The sequence below is a fragment of the Janthinobacterium sp. BJB446 genome (genome assembly GCF_002735655.1).
GTDB classification, from domain to species: Bacteria; Pseudomonadota; Gammaproteobacteria; order Burkholderiales; family Burkholderiaceae_D; genus Janthinobacterium; species Janthinobacterium lividum.
In genome coordinates, this window is the sequence record NZ_PDZK01000002.1 from 82347 (window position 1) to 104609 (window position 22263).

At 61.0% G+C, this 22263-nt stretch carries 18 protein-coding genes; 11 read left to right on the forward strand and 7 right to left on the reverse strand.

Annotated features, from left to right (window positions below):
- The first annotated feature begins 51 nt into the window (after window positions 1–51).
- The 3 genes from CSQ92_RS16070 to CSQ92_RS16080 are packed head-to-tail and all read left to right on the forward strand — an operon-like array spanning window position 52 to window position 4185.
- Window positions 52–1269: an O-antigen ligase family protein gene (locus CSQ92_RS16070; protein WP_070254276.1), complete on the forward strand. Its 1218-nt coding sequence runs from the start codon at window positions 52–54 to the stop codon at window positions 1267–1269.
- A gap of 46 nt (window positions 1270–1315) precedes the next feature.
- The gene (msbA, locus tag CSQ92_RS16075; RefSeq protein ID WP_092608106.1) at window positions 1316–3049 is read left to right on the forward strand and encodes a lipid A export permease/ATP-binding protein MsbA; all 1734 of its coding nucleotides are present in this window, start codon (window positions 1316–1318) and stop codon (window positions 3047–3049) included.
- Window positions 3050–3084: 35 nt separating this feature from the next.
- A complete protein-coding gene (locus CSQ92_RS16080; protein ID WP_070254278.1) occupies window positions 3085–4185 on the forward strand; it encodes a glycosyltransferase family 9 protein in 1101 nt (366 codons plus the stop codon).
- Between the two features lie 15 nt (window positions 4186–4200).
- Here CSQ92_RS16080 and CSQ92_RS16085 read toward each other — a convergent pair whose 3' ends face one another.
- From CSQ92_RS16085 to CSQ92_RS16100, 4 genes are all read right to left on the reverse strand, one after another.
- A complete protein-coding gene (locus CSQ92_RS16085) occupies window positions 4201–4812 on the reverse strand; it encodes a response regulator transcription factor (protein ID WP_034786674.1) in 612 nt (203 codons plus the stop codon).
- The gene (locus CSQ92_RS16090; protein ID WP_099394768.1) at window positions 4799–6394 is read right to left on the reverse strand and encodes an ATP-binding protein; all 1596 of its coding nucleotides are present in this window, start codon (window positions 6392–6394) and stop codon (window positions 4799–4801) included. The genes CSQ92_RS16085 and CSQ92_RS16090 overlap by 14 nt, the downstream gene beginning before the upstream one ends.
- Window positions 6395–6513: 119 nt before the next feature.
- The gene (locus CSQ92_RS16095; protein ID WP_099394769.1) at window positions 6514–7902 is read right to left on the reverse strand and encodes an ATP-binding protein; all 1389 of its coding nucleotides are present in this window, start codon (window positions 7900–7902) and stop codon (window positions 6514–6516) included.
- Entirely contained in the window at window positions 7899–8585 is a 687-nt protein-coding gene (locus CSQ92_RS16100; protein WP_070254281.1) for a response regulator, read from the reverse strand. The genes CSQ92_RS16095 and CSQ92_RS16100 overlap by 4 nt, the downstream gene beginning before the upstream one ends.
- Before the next feature lie 157 nt (window positions 8586–8742).
- Between CSQ92_RS16100 and CSQ92_RS16105 the strand changes: the two genes are divergently transcribed.
- The 4 genes from CSQ92_RS16105 (at window position 8743) to CSQ92_RS16120 (ending at window position 11605) form a co-directional block, all read left to right on the forward strand.
- Complete coding sequence (locus CSQ92_RS16105; RefSeq protein ID WP_070254282.1) at window positions 8743–9564, forward strand: MipA/OmpV family protein; 822 nt, start codon at window positions 8743–8745, stop codon at window positions 9562–9564.
- 88 nt (window positions 9565–9652) lie between these two features.
- Complete coding sequence (locus CSQ92_RS16110) at window positions 9653–10207, forward strand: universal stress protein (RefSeq protein WP_070281447.1); 555 nt, start codon at window positions 9653–9655, stop codon at window positions 10205–10207.
- A gap of 46 nt (window positions 10208–10253) precedes the next feature.
- Window positions 10254–11252, forward strand: a complete 999-nt coding sequence (locus CSQ92_RS16115; RefSeq protein WP_052140499.1) for a VirK/YbjX family protein — start codon at window positions 10254–10256, stop codon at window positions 11250–11252.
- Window positions 11253–11374: 122 nt separating this feature from the next.
- Entirely contained in the window at window positions 11375–11605 is a 231-nt protein-coding gene (locus CSQ92_RS16120; protein ID WP_034786466.1) for a DUF6139 family protein, read from the forward strand.
- 63 nt (window positions 11606–11668) lie between these two features.
- Here the strand turns inward: CSQ92_RS16120 and dnaE are convergent, their stop codons facing one another.
- Complete coding sequence (gene dnaE / locus CSQ92_RS16125) at window positions 11669–15208, reverse strand: DNA polymerase III subunit alpha (protein ID WP_099394770.1); 3540 nt, start codon at window positions 15206–15208, stop codon at window positions 11669–11671.
- A 213-nt stretch (window positions 15209–15421) separates the two neighbouring features.
- On the opposite strand from dnaE, the gene CSQ92_RS16130 reads away from it, so the two are divergent.
- The 4 genes from CSQ92_RS16130 (at window position 15422) to CSQ92_RS16145 (ending at window position 19233) form a co-directional block, all read left to right on the forward strand.
- Entirely contained in the window at window positions 15422–16315 is an 894-nt protein-coding gene (locus tag CSQ92_RS16130; RefSeq protein WP_099394771.1) for a sulfurtransferase, read from the forward strand.
- Between the two features lie 145 nt (window positions 16316–16460).
- Entirely contained in the window at window positions 16461–17435 is a 975-nt protein-coding gene (locus CSQ92_RS16135; protein WP_099394772.1) for a glycosyltransferase family 2 protein, read from the forward strand.
- A gap of 99 nt (window positions 17436–17534) precedes the next feature.
- The gene (locus tag CSQ92_RS16140) at window positions 17535–17873 is read left to right on the forward strand and encodes a 4-amino-4-deoxy-L-arabinose-phospho-UDP flippase (RefSeq protein WP_070254288.1); all 339 of its coding nucleotides are present in this window, start codon (window positions 17535–17537) and stop codon (window positions 17871–17873) included.
- 61 nt (window positions 17874–17934) lie between these two features.
- Window positions 17935–19233 (forward strand): hypothetical protein, encoded by a 1299-nt coding sequence (locus CSQ92_RS16145; protein WP_092608090.1) that lies wholly within the window; start codon window positions 17935–17937, stop codon window positions 19231–19233.
- Here CSQ92_RS16145 and CSQ92_RS16150 read toward each other — a convergent pair.
- On the reverse strand, window positions 19230–20750 hold the full coding sequence (locus tag CSQ92_RS16150; RefSeq protein ID WP_099394773.1) for an alginate O-acetyltransferase AlgX-related protein: 1521 nt from the start codon (window positions 20748–20750) through the stop codon (window positions 19230–19232). The two genes, CSQ92_RS16145 and CSQ92_RS16150, sit on opposite strands and share 4 nt — an antisense overlap.
- Before the next feature lie 11 nt (window positions 20751–20761).
- Window positions 20762–22153, reverse strand: a complete 1392-nt coding sequence (locus CSQ92_RS16155; RefSeq protein ID WP_230520666.1) for an MBOAT family O-acyltransferase — start codon at window positions 22151–22153, stop codon at window positions 20762–20764.
- Between the last annotated feature and the right edge of the window lie 110 nt (window positions 22154–22263).

Genomic DNA, 22263 nt, shown 5'->3' on the forward strand with positions numbered 1-22263 from the left:
ATGTTGCTACAGTTGCCATAATGGCGACGTCGTGCGTTACCAAGGATATTCATGCTCGGCCTGACCTCTGTTTGTGTTTTTCTCTTTTCGGCATTGGCGCTGGCAGTCAACAGCGGATATTCCCTTGGCGCGCTGGTGCTGCTGCTGGCCAGCAGCTGGCTGCTGTGGAAACGCCCCCGTCTGAATCTGCAGCGCCGCGATTACCTGATGCTCGGCACGCTGCTGCTGTACTTCTTCATCTTTACCGCCAACATGCTGTATCACGCCGATCCGGCGCGCGAACTCGACATGCCCCTGCGGGCCCTGCTGGCCGCGCCCGTGCTGCTGCTGCTGATTGCCTATCCGCCGCGGCCGGAAGCGTGGTGGAGCGGTGTTGCCATTGGTGCCATCGGCGGCGCTGCACTGGCTTTTTGGCAATTCTTTGTCCATGACATTGCTCGTCCCCAAGCTGCCACGAGCAACGCCATCCATTATGGCAATGTGAGCATGCTGCTGGGCATGCTCTCGCTATGCGGCGTCACGTGGGCACGCGCGCAATCGCGCCAGCGCCTGTGGACAGTGCTGATGCTGTGCGGCTGCATCGCTGGCATTGCCGGTTCGATCATCAGCGGTAGCCGTGGCGGCTGGCTGGCATTGCCGATCTGTGTCTGCATCATCGCCCTGCATCATGCTAGAAAACACGGCAAACGTTACCTTTTCAGTGTCGCAGCCGCCTTTGTCGTATTCGGCACCCTCGTCTATGCCCTCCCCAACTCACCGGTCCGGGAGCGCAGCGTCGCCGCCATCAACGAACTGAACAGTTTCAATGATTCCGGCAACATATACTCTTCCGTTGGCCAACGCGTGGAAATGTGGCGCTCCGCGCTGCGCATGTCGGATGAAAACCTGTTGCTGGGCATCGGCCGCAATGGCTATCTGGCGCAAAAGCAGGAGCTGGCAGCCGAAGGCAAGATGAATGCCGTGGCGCGCGACTTCACGAATGCGCACAACGACTATATCGATTCGCTGGTCAAGCGCGGCATGCTGGGCCTGTTAGCATTGCTGGTGCTGTTTTTCCTCCCGCTGCGCTTGTTCACCCAGTCCCTGCGGGCGGCAGGACATGGACAAACGACACAACCCTATGCGCTGGCCGGCGTCATCCTGCTTTCCTGCTATATCACGTTCGGCTTGACGACGAACTCGCTCACCCTGAATATCGGCATCATCATGCTGGTCTTCCCGATGGTGATACTGTGGGCCATGCTGCGCCAGCAAGAACGCATTGCCTAAGCTTCCGCCTGACCGTTTTTGCTGTCCCCTGCAAGGAACCATACCGATGCTCACGCCCGACCTGAAGCGCCTCACCGCACTGCACGCGCCCTACAAGAAACACCTGGCCCTGGCCTTGCTGGCGATGGTCGTCACGGCGGCGACGGAACCGCTGCTGCCGTATGCGCTCAAGCTGCTGCTCGACAATGGCTTTGGCGGCAAGGTGAATTTTTCCTTCTGGCTCGTGCCGCTGATCGTCATCGGCATCTTCGCCATGCGCGGCGCGTCGACGTTTGCCAGCAGCTACCTGATGAGCTATGTCTCCACGCGCATCCTCAACGAGTTGCGGCGCAGGATGTTTGCCAGCATGCTGAACTTGCCCATCGACTTCTACAACACCCACACGGTGGGCAAAGTCATCAACTCCATCATGTTCGAAGTGCAGCAGATAATCGAGATGGTGACCAAGGTGTTTACGTCGATCGTGCGCTCCTCGCTGACCGTGCTGGGCCTGCTGGCGTGGCTGCTGTACCTGAACTGGGTGCTGACGCTGGTGACCCTGGTGCTGCTGCCCCTGCTGACCATCGTCGTGCGCACGACGGGCAAGCGCCTGAAAAAACTCAACCGCGACTCCCTGGCCGTCAACGCGGAGCTGACCCAGGTCATCGAGGAAACCACGCGCGCCCAGCAAGTGATCAAGATCTTCGGCGGCCAGGACTACGAAAAGTCGCGCTTCGAAGAGCGTGCCGAGCAATTGCGCCGCTACAGCATGCGCATGACCACCACTTTTTCCGCCACCGTCCCCATCACGCAGGTGATCACGGCCGCCGCCGTGGCTCTGGTCATCGTGATGGCCCTGTTCCAGTCGGAGCAGGGGCAGATCACGGTCGGCGGGTTTGTGTCCTTCATCACGGCCATGCTGATGCTGCTGACGCCCTTGAAGCAACTGGCCGAAGTCAACGGCCCCCTGCAGCGCGGCATGGCCGCCGCGGAAGAAGTCTTTTTGCTGATCGACAAGACGCCGGAGCGCACGGGCGGCCAGCCGCTCGCCGGGCGCAGCAAAGGCCGCATCGAGTTCAGGGACGTGAGCTTTGCCTACCCCGGACATCCGGAACCGGCGCTGCAACACATCGATCTGAGCATTGCGCCAGGACAAACGATCGCCTTTGTCGGCATGTCCGGCGGCGGCAAATCAACCCTGGTCAGCCTGCTGCCCGGCTTTTACTCGGCCAGCAGTGGCGAGATCTTGCTCGATGGGCAGAATATCGATACCATCGCCCTGACGAGCCTGCGCAGCCAGATCGCCATGGTCAGCCAGCAAGTCGTATTGTTCGACGATACCCTGGCCGCCAATATCGCGTATGGCGATGCGGCGCCGGACCGGCAACGCATCGAAGCGGCTGCGGCCGCCGCCTTCCTGTCGGACGTCATCGACGGCTTGCCCGACGGCCTGGAAACGCGCTTGGGCGACAACGGCTCGCGCCTGTCCGGCGGCCAGCGCCAGCGCGTGGCCATCGCCCGCGCGATCTACAAGGATGCGCCCATCCTGATCCTCGATGAAGCGACCTCGGCACTGGATACGGAAGCGGAACGGGCCGTGCAAGCGGCGCTGGAACATCTGATGCAAGGTAAAACCACCCTCGTTATTGCGCATCGGCTATCAACAATTGAACGTGCGGACCGTATCGTGGTATTGTCACATGGGAAAATAATGGAAACCGGCAGTCACCAGCAATTATTGGATGCCAACGGCGCGTATGCCAATCTGCATCGCCTGCAATTTTCCCAGCAAGTGGCTTGACACCATCGAATGAATACCTGAAATCGTACTGATACATGACGCCTTTGATTCCCGCCGAACTTCTACAAAAGTCGGACAAAATTCTTTTCATCGCCCATCTGGCGCTGGGAGACTTTACCTACCTGCAAAACGGTTTCCGCGCCTTCGCCGCGGCCTATCCCCATATTCAGATCCACCTGTGGGTCGACGAAGTGCGCCGCACGTCCGATGCGAAACAATGGGAAAGCCTGCGCACCTATTCGCTGTATGACTGGGTAGAGCAGTCTGGCCTGTTCGCCAAGGTGTACCGCAAGACCTACAGCCCGGCGCTCTACGAAGAATCACTGCGCGAAGCCAAGGCGGAACACTATCCTGTCGTCGTGTCACTGGCCCACGTACGGCCACAGCAGTACGCGGATCTTGCCCGCGCGATCAGCCCGAACGGGCTGGTGATCGGCACGCGCAAGCCGTTCAGCCCACTGCGTCCCTGGCATTACCTGGCCTATCGCAAGATCGATGCCGTGCTGGCCTCGTATGCGGGACAGGATGCCGGCGAGCACCATATCAGCAGCGTGTATGCGGACTGGTTCCATCAATTGACGGGAATCGACATTCCCGTGGCCGAACGCTATCCCTTCGTGCACATTCCCGAGCAGGCGCTGCAGCAAGCGCAGGCGCAGCTGGCCACCTGGGGCTTTGCCCCGCGCCAGGGTCCGCTCGTACTCCTGAACCCGTTTGCCAAGTCGCACAAGCGCGGCTGGCCGCTGGAACGCATCGCCGAGCTGATCGCGCGCATGCAAGCGATGCCGAAGTGGAAAAATGCCTGCTTCCTGATCAATGCCATGCCGCAGGAACTGGCCAAGGTCGATGCGGTCGTGCAGGCGCGTGGCTTGCCGCGCACGCAAGCCTTCAGCGCTGTTGACAACTTTTTCCAGCTGCCCGCCATGCTGGCGCAATGCGACCTGATCATTTCGGTGGAAACATCGATCATGCACTTGGCGAACGCCGTGCATGTGCCTGTGGTGGCATTGATGCGCAAGAAGAATCCGGAATGGGCGCCGTTCGACAGCGCCAACAGCACCGTCATCACGGTGGCGCGGCGCAGCGACTGGGTCAAGGCGATCTCGGTCGACCAGGTATTGCAGACCATCGCCTAGACAACGCTGCAGTGGCTAACCGGTGCCCAGCATGCTGATGCGCACCAGGTCGGCCACATTGTCGACGCCCAGCTTGTCCATCAGGCGCGCCTTGTGCACTTCCACCGTGCGCACGGAAATGCCCAGTGCCGGGGCGATATCGCGGTTGTGCTGGCCTGTCACCACCAGATGCATCACTTCCCGCTCGCGCGGCGTCAAGGCGCGCAGCAAGGCTTGCCCCTCCACCTGGCGCAGCAATTGGCCGCGCGCATGCGCCTCGCGCGAAAACGCTTCATCGATGGCTGCCAGCAACTTGTCGTGGTCAAACGGTTTTTCCAGGAAATCGCTGGCCTGCGCCTTGAAGGCCTGGCGTGCCAGGGCGACGTCGCCGTGTCCCGTGATAATGATGACGGGCAGCATGCATTTGAGCTCCAGCAAGCGGCGCTGCAGGCTCAGGCCATCCATGCCCGACATGCGGATATCGACCAGCAGGCAGCCAGCCCACTCGGGCCGCCAGCTGTGCAGGAAATCCTCGCCGCAGGAAAACAGGGCCGTGCGGTAGCCGCGTATGCCCAGCAGCAAACCCAGCGCATCGCGCACGGCGGGATCGTCGTCGACGATAAACACCGTCAAATTACTTGTCACCATACTCTCCTGTAGCGGCCGCACTGGCGCGCGCCAGGGGCAGGACAAAACGAAAAATGCCATGCTTGCCCACTTCGGCCCATAGCTGGCCGCCATGCGCTTCGACGATGCTGCGGCTGAGCACCAGCCCCAGACCCAGGCCGCTGGCCTTGCTCGAGACAAACGGTTCGAACAGGCGCGCCGCCAGGCTATTGGAAATACCGGGGCCGCTATCTTCCACGGACAGGCGCAGCCGCCCGCCTTCGAGCCGCTCGGCCGAGACCGTGATGCGGCGCCGTCCGCGCGGCTGCCCCATCACCGCATCCTGCGCATTGGCCAATAAATTACGCAACACCAGCTCGATCTGCAGGCGGTCGGCGTTGACGGCCAGCGGCGGCGACGGCACCAGCACCAGTTCAATGCCATGTTCATGGAACAGCGGCGTGAACTGGCGCGCCATGCCCTCGATCAAGGCGCTCGCCTCCACCGCTTCGAGCTGCATCGCGCCCGTGCGGAAAAAGTCGCGCAGGCGGCGCACCACGTCCGCGGCGCGTCCCGATTCCACGATCATGTGTCCCACCGCGCCCTGCAGCAAGGCGCCCGTCTCGCCCCGCTCCAACAAGTATTCGCACGCCTTGCCATAGGTCGACAAGGCCGTCAGCGGCTGGTTCAGCTCATGCGCGAGCGCGGCCGCCATCTCTCCTGCGGCCGCCAGGCGCAGCGTGTGTTTCAGTTCGTCGGCCACCTGGCGCATCTCATCGACGACGATGCCGATAAAAAATCCCACCAGCGCCAGCACGGCATCGAGCAGTTGCAATTCATAAAACTGGATATCGACCGCATGCGTCCATTTCACCAGGGTGATGATGCACAGTTGCAATACAAACACGGCCAGCACGGCGCCATGCAATCCCTGGCGCGAGGCGGCCCAGATCACGGGGAGAAACAGGAAGTAGAAATGCTTGTATTCGGAACGCACGATGGAACCGAAGAGGCTCCACAACACAAAACTGGCGAGTGCCAGATACGCCAGGGTTTCCCAGCGCCAGACGGCGGCATGCAGGCGCTCGCGCCCCCGTTCGCTGAACAGCACCCAGATCAGCGGCATCGACACCAGCATGCCGACCATGTCGCCGATGCCGAAACGCCAGACTGCCGTCCCCCATTCGCCGGCCGGGATGCGTCCCGTCAGCGACAGCAGGGAAATATAGCCTAGCGCATTGAGCACGGTGCCAAACAGCACGATGGCGACCCAGGCGCTCAGGCGGCGCCGGTTGTCGAAGATGTCGCTGCTGCTGAAACTGCGGCGCAAGACTGCGCCCATACTGCCATAACCGAGCACCAGCCACGCCGAACAGAGCAAGGTCAGGGGCAAGCCTGCCGGCATGCCGCGCACCAGTACCTCGCCTGCCACCAGGGCGATAAACCACGGCAGCGCCGCCTTGCGGCCGTGGATCAGCCAAAATACCAGGCCCAGCGCGGGATCGGGATTCCAGGGGGTGATGTTCAGCCCGTACATCGGGTCGATATACGTGGCCCAGTCAAACAGCAGATACAAGCCGACAAAGGCGGGATACGGCAGGTAGCGGGACAGAAATAGGCGCATAACGGTGTTTTTTTAACTGTCCCGCATTATGCATCGCAAGCGTGCGCCACGCCATGCCAACTTGCGTTATAAGCACATGAAATAATTTTCATGCAATATCGCAAGGCACGCAGGCGGCGTCAGGCTTCGGCCAACGGCAAGCGCACTTCCACCAGCAAGCCCAGGCCGCCATTACCTCTGTGCAACTGAATCGTGCCGCCGTGCTGGCGCACGACGGAAGCGACGATGGACAAGCCCAGGCCGCTGCCTGGCTGCACTTGCTGCGGCGCGCGGAAAAAGCGGTCGAACACGCGTTCATACAGGGCCGGCGCGATGCCCGGCCCCTGATCGGCCACATGCAGCACGGCCTGGCCCCGCTCCGCATGCAGCGACACCGTCACGCTGCTGCCGCGCGGGCTGTACTTGATGGCGTTTTCCACCAGATTGTCGATCAGCGAGACCAGGCTCTCGCGCTGTCCGGCCACGTTGAGCGAAACGCTGGCTTGCAACTCGAGTTCGATATCGCCCGCCTGGGCCAGGCCGGACAGGGCCGCCAGCCGGTCTTGCAGCAAGGTGTCGAGCGCCTGCCGCCGCGGCAACTCGCCCCCGCCCGCCTGCACTTCGCTGCGCGTCAGCTGCAGCAGCTGGCCCACCAGGCGCGCGGCCCGGTTGCCGCTGTTCAAGATACCGTCCAGCAACTCTTGCTGGCGTGCATCATGCGCCTGCCCCTGCAAAGCCTCGACATTCACGCGCATGGCCGCCAGCGGCGTGCGCAGCTCATGCGTGGCATCGGCGATGAAGCTGCGTTCGCGCGAGGCACTGGCATCGACCCGCTGCAGCAGGGCATTGATATTGTCGACCAGCGCCGCCAGTTCGCCATGCGGCGGCTTGAACGCCAGCGGACGCAAATCCTGCGGCCCGCGCGCCGCCACCTCCTGCGCCACCTTGCGCCACGGGCGCATGGCAAGGCGGATCGACAGCCAGGCCGGCACCAGCAGGAACGGCAGGCTGATCAGCAACGGCAGCAGGTAGTAGCCACGTGAATTGATCGTGATGAAAAACTGCCAGGCCCCCCCCACTTCCAGCACGGTCACGCGGGTACCCCCTTCGGCCAGGCTGCGGCTGCGCCAGGCCTGGCCCTTGATATACACCACTTCCATCTGCTCCGGGCCGGCGCTGCGGATGCCGCTGGGCGCATCGGGGGACTTGTAGACCAGCTTGCCTTCGCGCCAGACCAGGATGCGCGGCGCCAGTTCCGGCACCTGTCCCATTTCAAATTCCTCGCGCAAGGCTTCGTCGATGGCGCGCAAGCTTTGCTCCTGGCGCTGCGGCTGCTCGGCCAGGTTATCGGCCACGCTGATAATGGCGTGCAGGACACCGCGGGTCACATTGCTCGCTTCGCCCGCGCCCTCGACCAGTACATACGCCACGGCCAGGCTCCACAGCACGGTCAGCATCAGCATTTGCGCCATCATCAGGCGGCGCACCAGGGTAGGCCGGCGCAGCATGGCCCAGAAACGCCCCATCATGCGCCAGCACCCGGCGGGGGGGATGTCTCGCCCTGCTGGTCGATGACATAGCCAACGCCGCGCACGGTACGGATATAACCTTCGCCTATCTTGCGGCGCAGGTTTCCCATATGCACATCCAGGGTATTGCTGGCATTGGCCAGCCCGCCGGGCAGGATGTGCTCTTCCAGGACGCGGCGCGTGATGACCCGGTTGGCACGCATCAGCAAGGTCTTCAGCAGGGCATATTCACTGGCCGTAAGCTCCACGGGCCGGCCATGTACGCTGACCCTGCGCGTGGGCACTTGCAGCAGCAAGCCGCGCAATTCGATGGTGTCGCCATCGAAGCCATAGCTGCGGCGTGCCAGGGCGCGCACGCGCGACAGCAGCTCGGCCAGCACGAAGGGCTTCACCAGGTAGTCATCGGCGCCACCGTCCAGGCCACGCAAGCGCTGTTCCAGCGTATCGCGGGCGCTGAGGATCAGCACCGGCAGGCGCGCCGCGCGCAGCCGGGCCAGCAAATCGAGGCCATCGCCATCGGGCAAGCCCAGGTCCAGCAGCACCAGTTCGCAACTGTCGTGCTCGATGCTGCGCGCCGCATCCTCCAGGCTGCGCACCCAGACCACTTGCATGCCCTGGTCGCGCAGGGCAATCCGCACGCCATTGCCCAGGTCCATATCGTCTTCAATCAGCAGTATCTTCATGGGGAGTATTAAACCACCGCAAGCTGAAGAATGGGTAAAGAAGCGTTCTTCATCCAATCTTAATAAAAGGCTCATTTTTCCTTCATGGCAAGGATGAATACTGTCGGCTGTCAATCGAGCCACTCCGGACTCGGTTCTCCACCTGACGGAAAACTCCATGCACGCATCTACAACCTTGTTGACCTCGCTGGCACTGGCCTGCGGCCTGAGCTTGAATCCCCTGGCCGCCGCGGCGGCCGAACCGGCGGCGGAAAATGTCTTCACCATCGGCGGCGGCGTCGCTGCCGTGTCCAGCTATTCCGGCGCTGACAAGCTGTCGGCCTCGCCGCTGATCATCCTCGACTACGCCATGGCCAATGGCTTGTTCTTCAGCACTTCGCGCGGCATCGGTTATGGCGGCCAGGCAGGCCCCTTCAGCTACAGCGCCGCGCTGGGCTACCGCGGCAATCGCGAAGACCACAAGCGCAATGGTGCCAACGGCTGGGGCGGCAGCGATTATCTGAAGGGCATGGGCGAAGTCAAGGGCAACGCCAGCGCCCTGCTCAGCGCGGGCTATTCGCCATTGCCGGGCCTGTCGTTGAGCGTGTCGAGCGACATTCCCCTGTCGAACCGCGAAAACGGCGCCAACGTGCATTTCGGCGCGACAGGCCAGATCTACGGCCGGGCCGATGCCAAGGGCGTGCAGCAAGACAGCGTGAACATCAGCGGCCAGCTGGGCTGGGGCGAGCGCAAGTACGTGCAGACCATGTATGGCGTGACGGCCACCCAGGCGGCGAATACCTCGTTCAAGCAATACACGCCCAAGGGCGGCTTCTATGAAGCACAGGCCACCATCAACTGGGAGCACCGCTTCGATGCGCGCTGGGGCATCAATACCCTGGTCGGCGTCGAGAGCCGCCTGGGCGACGCGGCCAAGAGCCCCATCGTGCAGCGCAAGACATCGCCGATCGGCGCCGTGTATGTCACCTACCGCTATTAAGACCGGGACGGCATAAGGGGAACCCGTACGCTGTTTCGCCAATTTACACAGGGGGGTGGCATGGATAACATGAGACGGTTTTCCGACTATGGCCATCCCTTCCATGCATGCATCGCGCCTTGCCCCGCAACGTCACCGCGCCCCAGACAGCGCCGCGGGCGCGGGCGGCAAGCCGGGCCAGGATACCTTGCTGCTGCTCTTGCCCGTCAAGCGCGCCAGCGACATCATCTACGGCGCGCGCTACGCCAGGCGCTTGCAGGAATGGGGCATCCAGGTCAGCGTCAGCCTGCTGCACGTGACAGCGGCGCCACCGCGCCAGGCCGATGGCTTGCCCCGGCACAGCGCCGGCGCATGCCATGCGCTGGACCCGGCCACGCAGCAGATGATGCACGAGGCGGGACTGTATCTGAGCCGTTCGCAGCTCGCCTTCAGCACGCATATTGTCGCCGGCGAGCTGCTGTTTACGATCCTCGATACGGCTGAACTGCTCGGCTGCCACGAAATCGTCCTGCCGGCACTGCGGCACAGTCCCTGGCAGCGCCGCTTTGCCGGAGCGCTGGCACGCAGGCTGGCGCGCGCCACGCGCAGCGCCACGGTCTTGCTGGCCGATACCGACGGCATGAGCGGACCGCCGCCAGCCTGAAGCGCCGCCGGCGCCAGGCCCATCCACATACACATGGAACCCTTTGATGACACAAGCCATTACCCTGCACGCAGGCCTGAGCAATATGCCGCCAGGCATGTCACGCGTGCGCGAGCTGCTCAAGCTGCAATTGCGGGCACAGCTGCAGCGCCGGCAGACGCGCATCTGGCTGCAGCTGCTCAATTCCCATCCCGTGTTCCAGGATTTGCTGCAAGCCTATCCGCGCATGATGCACAAGGTGTACCGCCACTACCTGAGCACGAACCTGTCGTGCCGCCAGCGCGTCGCCTTGCTGGTCGAGCACTATCATTTCATCCTGCAACAAGGCTGGGGCAAGCTGATGACGCAGGCGGCGCGCGCCCCCGTGCGCCTGGGTACCGTACCGGGAAAATCGGGCGCGCCTTACCACCTGCAGCTGTGTTCGCTACAACCGATGGACCGCGAAGGCGAGATGGTATTGCAACTGGCACATGGCGATGACGTGATCTACTCGGTCGCCTTTACCTTCTTCGGTTCCCGCGCGCGCGCCAGCATGGGCGTGGGCATCGGTTGCATCCAGGGTCCGCGCGGTGCGGAAGGCTTGCGCCGCGTGCGCGAGGCTACGCGCGACCTGCATGGCATGCGCCCCAAGGCCCTGATGGTGCGCCTGGTGCGCCAGCTGGGACATGAACATGGTTGCCGCAACATGGTACTTGTAGGTAACGCCAACCGCGCCGTCCACCATTCCGCCAAAAAGGGCCGTTTGTTCGCCGACTACAATGCCCTTTGGCAAGAACTTGGCGCCCAGGCACGCAAGGATGGCGATTTTGAGCTGCCATGCGAAAATCTGCCCCTGCCTGCCCTGGAAGACATTCCGTCAAAAAAACGCTCGGAAGCACGCAAACGCCACGAACTGACGCTGGCCATGATCGGCAGCCTGCGTAGCGGCCTCGACGCCCATCGCAGCCCGCTGCAGGTCGCCACGGCAGGCACTGCGGCAGCCGCCAACGAGGCACGGCAAGCGGTAGATATGGACGACGAAGACTACGCTTCCGCCGCCGCCTGAGCACCGCCCCTCCTCCTGCGGCACACGCTTCAACCCGTGCACGGCACAATCCTGTTACGCTAGCGCTATCGGTATGCACATGTGGTGCGCCGGTTCCCCCAACGCTTACTAGGAGGCAAGTCATGCGCGTAGACATCTACCGCCGGGCCGAGCACGACGGCATTTTTTCCTACCTCGCCGTGCCGGAAGGAAAGCTCATTCCGGAAGAAGTTACCAATACCGACTGGCAGCTGGAAGTACGCGCCAGCGAAGTGGCCGACGATGCCCAGGCCTTGCCCAACTACCATATCGAACAGCCGCACCAGCAGATCGCCGCCAAGGGCTATGCGATCACGGGCCTGAAAGACATGTAAACGAAAAAAGCCAAACCAGCGTGTCCGCGGTTTGGCTTTGTTGTATGCGCCGGGCGGTGCCGGTCAGTATTCGACCGCCACTTCTTGCGCACCCAGCATTTGCTCCAGCGCCATCTGCAACTCATCCGATGGCGCCACTTTCCACTCGTCACCAAACTGCAGCACGCAACTGACGCCCTGCGGGCTGACCCGTGCGGCAATCGGCAAGCCCGTCTCGGCGCGGTGCGGCATGATCACCTCACGGATGCGCTTGGCGTCCAGGGTGGCCGGCAAGGTCAAGCCCAGCTGGCGGCCATACTGCACCCGCGCGGCGATGATGTCGAAGGCGCTCTCGGCGGTGATGCGCAAGCCGCCCGAAAAACGGTCTTCCGAGACCTTGCCCACGACGGCCAGGAATTCATCTTCCTTGAAGATTTTCCTGTTCGAGTCGAACAATTCGCCGTACACCGTCACTTCCACCGTGCCGCTCTTGTCGTCCAGGGTGACGATGAGGATCTTGCCGCGCTGCGTCATCTGCGTGCGCAAGCCCGTGATGACGCCCGCCATCATGCGCGGTTCGCGCGAGGGCGACAGTTCCGACAATTTCGTGCGCGCAAAACGGCGCGCTTCGGGCGCATACGAATCGAACAGGTGGCCGGACAGGTAGAAGCCCAGCGCGATCTTTTCTTCCGTCAGGCGCTGCTTATCCGTCCACACGGGCACCTTGACGTACTCGGGCGGCGCCACCATGTCGCTGTCGTCGCCACCGAACAGGCTCACCTGGTTTGCCGCCTTGGCGGCCTGGTCGGCGCACTCCATGGCGAACGCGACGGACGCGAGCAGGATGGCGCGGTCGACCTTCAGGCAGTCGAAGGCCCCACTGCGGATCAGCGACTCGATGGTGCGGCGGTTGATCTGCTTCTTGTCCACGCGCTTGCAGAAGTCGAACAGGCTCGTGAATGGCCCGCCCGCCTCGCGCGCGGCGATGATGGCTTCGATGGCGTTCTGGCCGGAACCTTTCACGGCGCCCAGGCCATAGCGGATCTGCGTGACTTTCTTGCCGCTCACGGACGGTGCCGCGCCGCTTGGCGTGAAGCGGTAGTCCGATTCGTTGATATCCGGCGGCAACAAGGTCAGCTTGCAGATTTCCAGCGAGTCTTCCACCAGGATCTTGATCTTGTCCGTGTCGTCCATGGCCAGCGACAAGTTGGCGGCCATGAAGGCGGCCGTGTGGTGCGCTTTCAGGTAGGCCGTGTGGTACGACAGCAAGGCATAGGCGGCGGCGTGCGATTTGTTGAAACCGTAGCCGGCGAACTTTTCCATCAAGTCGAAGATCTCGTCGGCCTTTTCCGCCGTCAAGCCATCTTTCGCGGCACCGGCGCGGAAGATCTCGCGGTGCTCGGCCATCTCTTCGGCCTTCTTTTTACCCATGGCGCGGCGCAGCATGTCGGCGCCGCCCAGCGAGTAGCCGCCGACGATCTGCGCCATCTGCATCACCTGCTCCTGATACACCATGATGCCGTAGGTTTCGGACAGAATCGATTCCGTGCGCGGATCGGGATAATCGAAACGCTCACCGTGCTTGCGCTTGCAGAAATCGGGAATCAGGTCCATCGGGCCCGGACGGTACAGCGCCACCAGCGCGATAATGTCTTCAAAGCGGTCGGGACGCGCATCTTTCAGCATGCCCTGCATGCCGCGCGACTCCAGCTGGAACACGGCCACGGTCTTGGCCTTGGTCAGCAAGTCGTACGACGGCTTGTCGTTCAGCGGCAAGGTCGCCAGGTCGAAGTTCGCCTGCGCCGGATCGAGCTGCTTGATGTAGCGCACGGCGCGGTCGAGGATGGTGAGCGTAGTCAGGCCCAAAAAGTCGAACTTCACGAGGCCGACGGCTTCCACGTCATCCTTGTCGTACTGCGACACGACGCCGGAATCGCCGCCCTGCGTGTACAGCGGGCAGAAATCCGTCAGCTTGCCCGGAGCGATCAGCACGCCCCCCGCGTGCATGCCGATATTGCGCGTGATGCCTTCGACTTGCTGCGCCAGATCCAGCAGCTGCTTGACCTCTTCCTCGTTTTCCAGGCGCTCCTTGAGCAGCGGTTCCTCTTCGATGGCGTCGGCGATCGACACGGGCTTGCCCGGCTTGAACGGGATCAGCTTGGAGATGCCGTCGCAGAAGTTGTAGCCGAAATCCATCACGCGGCCCACGTCGCGGATCGCGCCCTTGGCCGCCATGGTACCGAAGGTGGCGATCTGCGAGACCGCCTCCTTGCCATACAAATCCTTGACGTGCTGGATGACGCGGTCGCGCCCTTCCTGGCAAAAGTCAATATCGAAGTCGGGCATCGAGACGCGTTCGGGATTCAGGAAGCGCTCGAACAGCAGGTTGTACTGCAATGGATCGAGGTCGGTAATGAGCAGCGAATACGCCACCAGCGAACCCGCGCCCGAACCGCGGCCCGGGCCGACGGGCACGCCGTTTTCCTTGGCCCACTGGATAAATTCGGCCACGATGAGGAAGTAGCCGGGGAACTTCATGTTGCAAATCGTGTCCGTCTCGAATTTCAAGCGCGACTCGTAGCGCGGGCGCTCCTTTTCACGGCGCTCGGGATCCGGATACAGCTGCAATAAGCGTTTTTCCAGGCCGGCCTGCGACTCGGCAACGAGGAACTGGTCGATCGTCATGCCATCCGGCGTGGGGAAGTTCGGCAGCTGCGGCTTGCCCAGGGTCAGGGTCAGGTTGCAGCGTTTGGCGATTTCCACGGAATTGGCCAGCGCGGCCGGCAAATCGGCGAACAGTTCCGCCATGTCGGCCTGCGACAGGAAACGCTGGCTGTCGTTGAAACGTTTCACGCGCTTGGCGTTGGCCAGCATTTCGCCTTCGGCGATACAGGTGCGGGCTTCGTGGGCGATAAATTCTTCAGGGGAAATGAATTGCACGGGATGCGTGGCCACCACGGGCAAACCCAGCTTGGCCGCCAGGGCCACCGCATGGCGCACCTGCGCCTCCTGGTTGGCCTGGCCGCCGCGCTGGATTTCGATATAGAAATGGCCGGGGAAAATCTCGGCCCAGCGCTGCGCATTGCGCTCGGCCAGGGCCAGGTTGCCATTCTCGATGGCCGTGCCGACATCGCCAAAGTGCGCGCCCGACAGCACAATCAAGCCATTTGCCGCGCTTTCGCCCGGGTACAGGTCGTAGGTATTCGTCGCCAGCGCCTGCAGCCACTCGATGCGCAGTTCGGCGCGGCCCTTGTACTGGTTCGTCAGCCAGGCCGTCGACAGCAGTTCGCACAGCTGCAGATAGCCCATGCGGTTCTTCGCCAGCAGCAGCAGCCGCGACGGTTTTTCGCGGTTGTCGTCATTCGTGATCCACACGTCGACGCCGACGATGGGCTTGATGCCCTTGCCGCGCGCTTCCTTGTAGAACTTGACCATGCCAAACAGGTTCGACAGGTCGGTGACGGCCAGCGCCACCTGCTTGTCCTTCGCCGCCGCCTTGACCACGTCGTCGATGCGCACCAGGCCATCGACGATCGAGTACTCCGAGTGCACGCGCAAATGGACGAAGGCAGGACCGGGCTGCATCGCTTGCTGTGAACCTGCCGGAGCGCCGGCCTCTTGCATTACCATTTCCATCCTGTGTACCGTTTCGTGCAAAATTCAATGGGGTCTATTCTACCGCGTCGCGGCCCCGGACCGGCGGTGCGGCCCTCGGTTGCGGGCAAGAAATTCCTGCCGTGCACAGCCCGCCGGCACGGCAAAACGTGGCTGGCCGGGTATCCTGCCTGGCCTGTCGGGCTTATAATATCGGCTGTTCAGTCTAACCCGATCGCCATCATGCAAGCCATCACCCCTGCCACACCCGCCGTTTCCGCCGCCGTCAGCCCGCTGGCCGCCACGTTTGTCAATATTGCCGCGTATAAATTCATCACGCTAGCCGATACGGAAGCCATGCGTCCCTTGTATCAGGAGCAATGCCTGGCGCTGGAACTGAAGGGCACGATCCTGCTGACGCCGGAAGGCATCAATATGTTCCTGTCGGGCACGCGCGAACATATCGATGCCTTCCTCGCCTGGGTGCGCAGCGACGAGCGTCTGGCCGATCTGGAATGGAAGGAAAGCTTGTCGAACGAGCAATCGCACAAGCGCATGCTGGTCAAGCTGAAAAAAGAAATCATCACCATGCGCATGCCGCTGATCAAGCCGGAACTGGGCCGCGCCCCGTCCGTCGATGCGCATACGCTCAAGCGCTGGCTCGACGCCGGCGTCGACGATGCGGGCAAACCCGTGGTCATGATGGAAACGCGCAACGCCTTTGAAGTGGACGTGGGCACGTTCAACAACACGCTTGATTACCGCATCGACAAGTTTACGGAATTCCCGGCCGTGGCAGCCGCCCACAAGGATGAACTGGAAGGCAAGACCGTCGTCACCTTCTGCACGGGCGGCATCCGCTGCGAAAAGGCCGCCATCCACATGAAGGAAATCGGCTACGACAGCGTGTACCAGCTCGACGGCGGCATCCTGAAATATTTCGAGGAAGTGGGCGGCGAGCACTACACGGGCGACTGCTTCGTCTTCGATTACCGCACGGCGCTGAACCCGAAACTGGAACCGACAGAAACGGTGCAGTGTTTTGTCTGCCGCGCCGTCGTCACGCCGCGCCAGCAGCTGGCGCCGGAATACGTGTATGAGGTGTCTTGCCCGCATTGCTACGGCAACAAGAACTAGCCCCTGCCTTGCCCATGCGCGCCTGGTGGCGCGCAACAGCGCCACTCCCCGCCAGCGCCAGAGGCGCGCCAACTGCGCATGTCATAATTCACAATATTGCCCGATTCCGGGAACGCCACCATTAGTAAAGACAAGCAATAACAAGATGAAAAAACAAGGCTTGGCCATTGCGGTCGTCATACCCAGTTACAAGGTCGATAGGCATATCCTCTCTGTCATCAGTCAGATTGGCGCCGAAGTGAGCCGAATTTATGTCGTCGACGACTGCTGTCCGGACCACTCCGGCGACCTGGTCGAGGAGCACTGCAGCGACAAGCGCGTGGTCGTGTTGCGTCATGCAGAAAACCAGGGCGTCGGCGGCGCCGTCATGACAGGCTACCGCGCCGCACTGGACGACGGCATGGATATCATCGTCAAGGTCGATGGCGATGGCCAGATGGATCCCGCCTGCATTCCCGACTTTATCGCGCCCATTGTTGCTGGCGAAGCCGACTACACCAAGGGCAACCGCTTCTACGATCTGGAAAGCGTGCGCAGCATGCCCAAGGCGCGTCTTTTTGGCAACGCGATCCTGTCTTTCATGAGCAAGATTTCTTCCGGCTACTGGGATATTTTCGATCCGACCAACGGCTACACCGCCATCCACTGCGAAGTGGTACGCCACCTGCCGATGCAAAAAATCAGCCGCCGCTATTTTTTTGAAACTGATATCTTGTTTCGCCTGAATACATTGCGCGCCGTCGTCGCCGATATCCCCATGGATGCAAAATATGGCGATGAGGTCAGCAATCTGAAGATTTCCCAGGTGGTGCTGGAATTTTTTGCCAAGCATCTGCGCAATTTCTTCAAACGCATTTTCTACAACTATTATTTACGGGACCTGTCCATTGCCTCCATTGAACTGCCCATCGGTGTCCTGATGCTTGCCTTCGGGTGCGTGTTTGGTGCGACGCAATGGCTGCATTCCGTCCATGACGATATGCCCGCCTCGGCAGGGACAGTCATGCTGTCAGGCTTGCCGGTGATTGTCGGCCTGCAATTAATCCTGGCCTTTCTCGGACACGATATCAGCTCGATCCCTAAAAAACCGTTCCACCGCATTCGGCGCGGCAGGAAGTGAAGGCGTGATGGCATTGCCTGACGGACACACTACAGGCTGCGCCCGTGCGGAGTATGGCGCACGGGAAATCACCCCCAGCAACTCTATGGAGATAAATGAATGACTTACATCGTGGCCCTGTTATGTGTGCTTGGCATCGCAGCCGGGCAAATCCTGTTTAAAATCAGTGCCAATGGATTGCTGCAGAGCGGCAGCTTTTTTTCCGTCAAAACCCTGGCCGCACTGTCGGCGGCCATCTGCCTCTATGGATTGACGACGCTGGCCTGGGTCTGGGTATTGCAACGCATCGAACTGGGCCGAATCTACCCGCTGATGGCGCTGGCCTTTGTACTGGTGCCGATCGGCAGCCATTTTCTCTTTGGCGAACGTTTCCAAACCCAATACATGATCGGTGTCGCGCTGATCATCGTCGGCATCCTTGTTGCCACAAAGGCATAAGCACCCTGTCGCCGCCACCCACGGTGCTGGTCCATTCTCTTGCTCGAATTTGAAGTTACCCATGAAAAATCAGGTTTTCACTCCCCTGGCCATTGCCCTGACAGCCATCGTCCTGGCTGTCATCTGGTTCTGCTTTGCTCCCGGTTTCATGTCATATGATTCCATGGTGCAATACAAGACGGCACTGAATCAGTACTATACGGATAGCAATCCCGCCATCATGTCCTACGTGTGGCATCTGTGCCTGTACCTGGTTTCCGGCCCGCAAAGCCTGCTGTTGCTGCATCTCGCCTTGCTGGCAGCGGGCATCCTGATCTGGTACGGCAATATGGCACAGCGTGGCTGGGCCCTGCTGATTCCCGCCATGTGTTTGCTGCCATGGGTCGTCAATTTTGCCGGTGTACTGTGGAAAGACGTGGGCATGGCTTTCGCCCTGCTCGTGGCAACGGGACTGCTGTATACAAGGACGAAGAACTGGCGAGTCGCCGCCCTGGCCATCCCTTTCATCTTCTATGCCTCCGCAGTCAGGCACAATGCCATCCTGGCCATCGTGCCCCTCATCTACTGTGCGCTGCGCCACTTCTGGCCGACACGATCCATCGTACAAATGGCGATCCTGAGCGTGCTGCTGTCGGCCACCCTGCCCCTGGCCACGTCAGTTCTCAGCTACAACGTCCTGCACGCGGAAAGAAAACACTTTGAAACATTAACGATGGGGGATGAGGTGGCCAGGATCGCCTTCATGACGGGCGAAAACTTGATGCCTTGGGTAAAGCCTGAAGACAATGCCGCCTGCTCACCCATGCCTATCCAATATGAGCGGGCGATGTGCTTTGTACGCAAAGGTTACGACCCCAGCGGCAGCCTGTTTGCCGGCATGCCGCATACGGAGGCCCACGCCTTATGGAAAAAGACCATCCTCGAGCATCCGCTGCCGTACTTGCAGATCAAGGGCGGAGCATTCCTGTATTTCCTGCGCTCGCCCACGCTGGAACCCTACTATGCCTGGCACCCAGGCATCATGGACAATGAATTGGGAATCAAACTGGACAATCCGAAACTGGCGCACCTGATGCAAGCCTATGTCGAAGGCAGCCAGGTCACGCCGCTCGGAGAACTCTTCAAGCCGTATTCCTGGCTGCTGCTGGCCATCGCCATGATGGTGCTTGGCTGGCGCATGCGGCCGTCGCTGGAGAAGACCCAGATACTGGCATTGAACGCCTCGGCGCTCGGCTACTTCCTGGGCTACCTGGCGAGCGTCCCGTCAGCCGATTTCCGCTATATCTACTGGTGCATCATTGCCACCAGCCTGTCCATCATCATCTGGCTGGCGGCACGCGCCAGCCAGGCCAAACACTAGCGGCCAAGCGCCACCGCATCGATCGTCAGCATCGAGCAAGCATCGGGAGAATCGAGGTCAATGCGCAAGCCGGCGATCATGGCCGTTGGCTGCCATGCCGGCAGCGTCGCAAGATCGATGGAGTTGCTGCCAGGCGTAGCCATGAAACGTACGCTGAGCGCTTCGCCCGGATGACCGTCCGCAGCGTGCCAGAACAGTTGTACCGGCACCGCCACGGACTTGTCGTCGCAGACCAGGTTAAACGTCACTCTGGACGCCTCGGCGGCGCGTACTGCCGGTGCGAGCTTGAAAGTAAGGAAGGCATCGCCGCCAGTGACCCGGTAAGCCCGGGAAGCAGGCACCGCTGCCAGGTCATTTGCCGAGGACTCCGTGCCGCGCGCCATGGCCACGAAGTTGGCCGGCCTGGCCGTCACATGCAGGGGCGGCGCCTGCTCGAAGCGGGGAGCTCTCGCATCGCGCTCGACAACGGTGAAAAACACATAATCGGGCTGATACTTCTGCACCAGCTTCACCACCATGGCGGCATCGGTCACCCCATAATGAATCTGCAAGGTTTCGCTGAACGTCGCTGCCATATAGGGCGACATGGCAGTACCGAAAGAATCGCGCAGCCACAGCACTTTCTTTCGATTCAGCGCATTGGGTGATTTGACAAGCACCGGCGTGCGCGGCGCGCCCACTTCCGGATTCCCGCCCGATTCCAGCAGACGGCCCGTATCAAAGTCATATTTCGCCGTTTCCACCGGACGCCCGATATCAATCTCGACAGGAATCTCGCTGTCATGCAAGGTCTCGCTCAACTTGAGGAAGTTGGCCAGGTCGCCGCCGTTGCGCTGGCTGACTGTACCGGGCCGCACCTGTTGTCCGGAAAGCGTCTGCAGTCCCGGTGCCGTGCGTGCCAGCTCGTCGCCGAGCGCTCGCATGGCAACCCATCCACCAAGCCGGTTCCAATGGGTGTCGGTCTTGTAGTAAAGGGCTTGCGAAAATTCTGTCCGGGCTTTCAGCATGGCAGGCCGCACATCGACATACTGGCCTGGCTTCATGCCAGCGACGAGGGTATCGGTAGCCGATGGCTTGAGCGCTTGCGCCCAGCCAGGTGCCATGTCGCCATACACGCTATCCTTGTTCGGCCCCAGGACTATGTGGAAAGCCTGCACGCCTTGCGATGCCAGCCATTGCTCCCAGCCCGCGGTGGCCAGCGCAATTTTCCTCGCCGCTTCGACATCGGCAGGTGTGCTGCCGCGCCGGGTTACCGTCAGCGTCTGTTCATATTGGTCCCCCAGATACAACCAGCCATCACGGCCTATCGTCACCTGGCTGGGGCTGGTGGAAATACCAAAGCCATACAGTGCCCGGCTCCAGTAAGGCAAGGCAAAATCAAGGTTGTACAGAACGGCGCGGTGCCACCAGGCTTCGCCCGGCTTTTTTTGCACCTTGCCCAAGCTTAGGTTAATCAGAGGTACCAGCGACAAGGCCAGCAATGCCAGGCCGATAAAGGCAAGAATCCTTTTTTTCATGATGATACCGCTTAGAAATTGAAGTAAAGGAAGACGGACGTCGTTGTCACCAGCACGGAGTACATTGCAAAGCAAAACAGGAACAGGGCACCAGCCATTTTTGCCCGGCTCAAACCGCTCTGCATCAAGTCAAAGGAATTCTTTTGTCGGACAATCACAAAGGCCACCACGACTGCGCAGAAGCACAGGAAGTTCGCCGCCAATCCGGTAGGCAACCAGCGCAGCAGATAGTCGGTCAGCCAGCCGCCCCAGGCCAGCTGGCTGCTGGGGACTGCGGCCAGAGGCAACTGCTGAATCGATGCAAAATCAACCATGCCGCCCAGAATGCGACGTGCATCGTCCATGTCCTTGGCGCGGAAGAAGACCCAGGTGACATTGATGAACAGGAAAGTCACCAGCCAGGCCAGCGGTTTCGGCATGCTCCAGCCCCGCCCGCTCCAGAAGCGGTGCAGCACCAGCGCGCCGCCGTGCAGCGCGCCCCAGATAATGAACATCCAGCTGGCACCATGCCACAGGCCACCCAGGACGAAAGTGGCCATCAAATTGAAATAGACACGTCCAGGCGAACAGCGATTGCCGCCGAGCGGGATGTACAGGTAGTCGCGCAAGTAACGGCTCAGCGTCATGTGCCAACGGCGCCAGAAATCCTGGATATCGAGCGCCTTATATGGTGAGTTGAAATTGATCGGCAACCAGATGTTGAACAGCAGCGATGCACCGATCGCCATGTCGCAATAGCCGCTGAAATCAAAATACAGCTGGAAGGTATACGACAGGCTGGTCAGCCAGGCGCTGAAAAAATCCAGTTGTGTTTTGCCGTCGAAACCCGCGTTGGCCCAGATGGCAAAGGTGTCGGCGATCACGGCTTTCTTGAACAGGCCGATGCTGAAAATGAACAGTCCCAGCAGGATATTACGATGACGGATGGACAGATTACGGTGCGACTTGAACTGCGACATCATCTCGTGGTGATGAAGAATCGGACCAGCGATCAGGTGCGGGAAGAAGGTGACGAACAGCGCATAGTTGAGGAAATCATATTCCTTGGCCTCGCCGCGATAGCTGTCGACCAGGTAGGCAATTTGCGTAAACGTAAAAAAACTGATCCCCAATGGCAGCAATATCTGCGGCACCACGTAGGCGGCGCCGAACACGCCATTGATATTGTCGACCAAAAAATTGGTGTACTTGAAGTAGCCGAGCAAGGCGAGATTCAAGCCTATGCTCAGCGTCAGGACGCTGCGCCGCGACAAAGGGAAATGCCGCGAACGGAAATCCGAAGCCAGGTGGTTACCGATCGAGAAATTGAACAGAATCGAGCCTAGCAACAGATGGATGTAGGCGGGATTCCAGTAGGCGTAAAAGAACAGACTGACCGCTACCAGCCATGCTTTGCCCAGCACGACAAGCCGTATCCGGTTAAGGAAAAAATAGCCAAAGAACGAGACAGGCAGGAATAACAGAATGAACTGAGCGGAACTAAAAATCATCGGTGCAACCTTTTCTTTCGGCG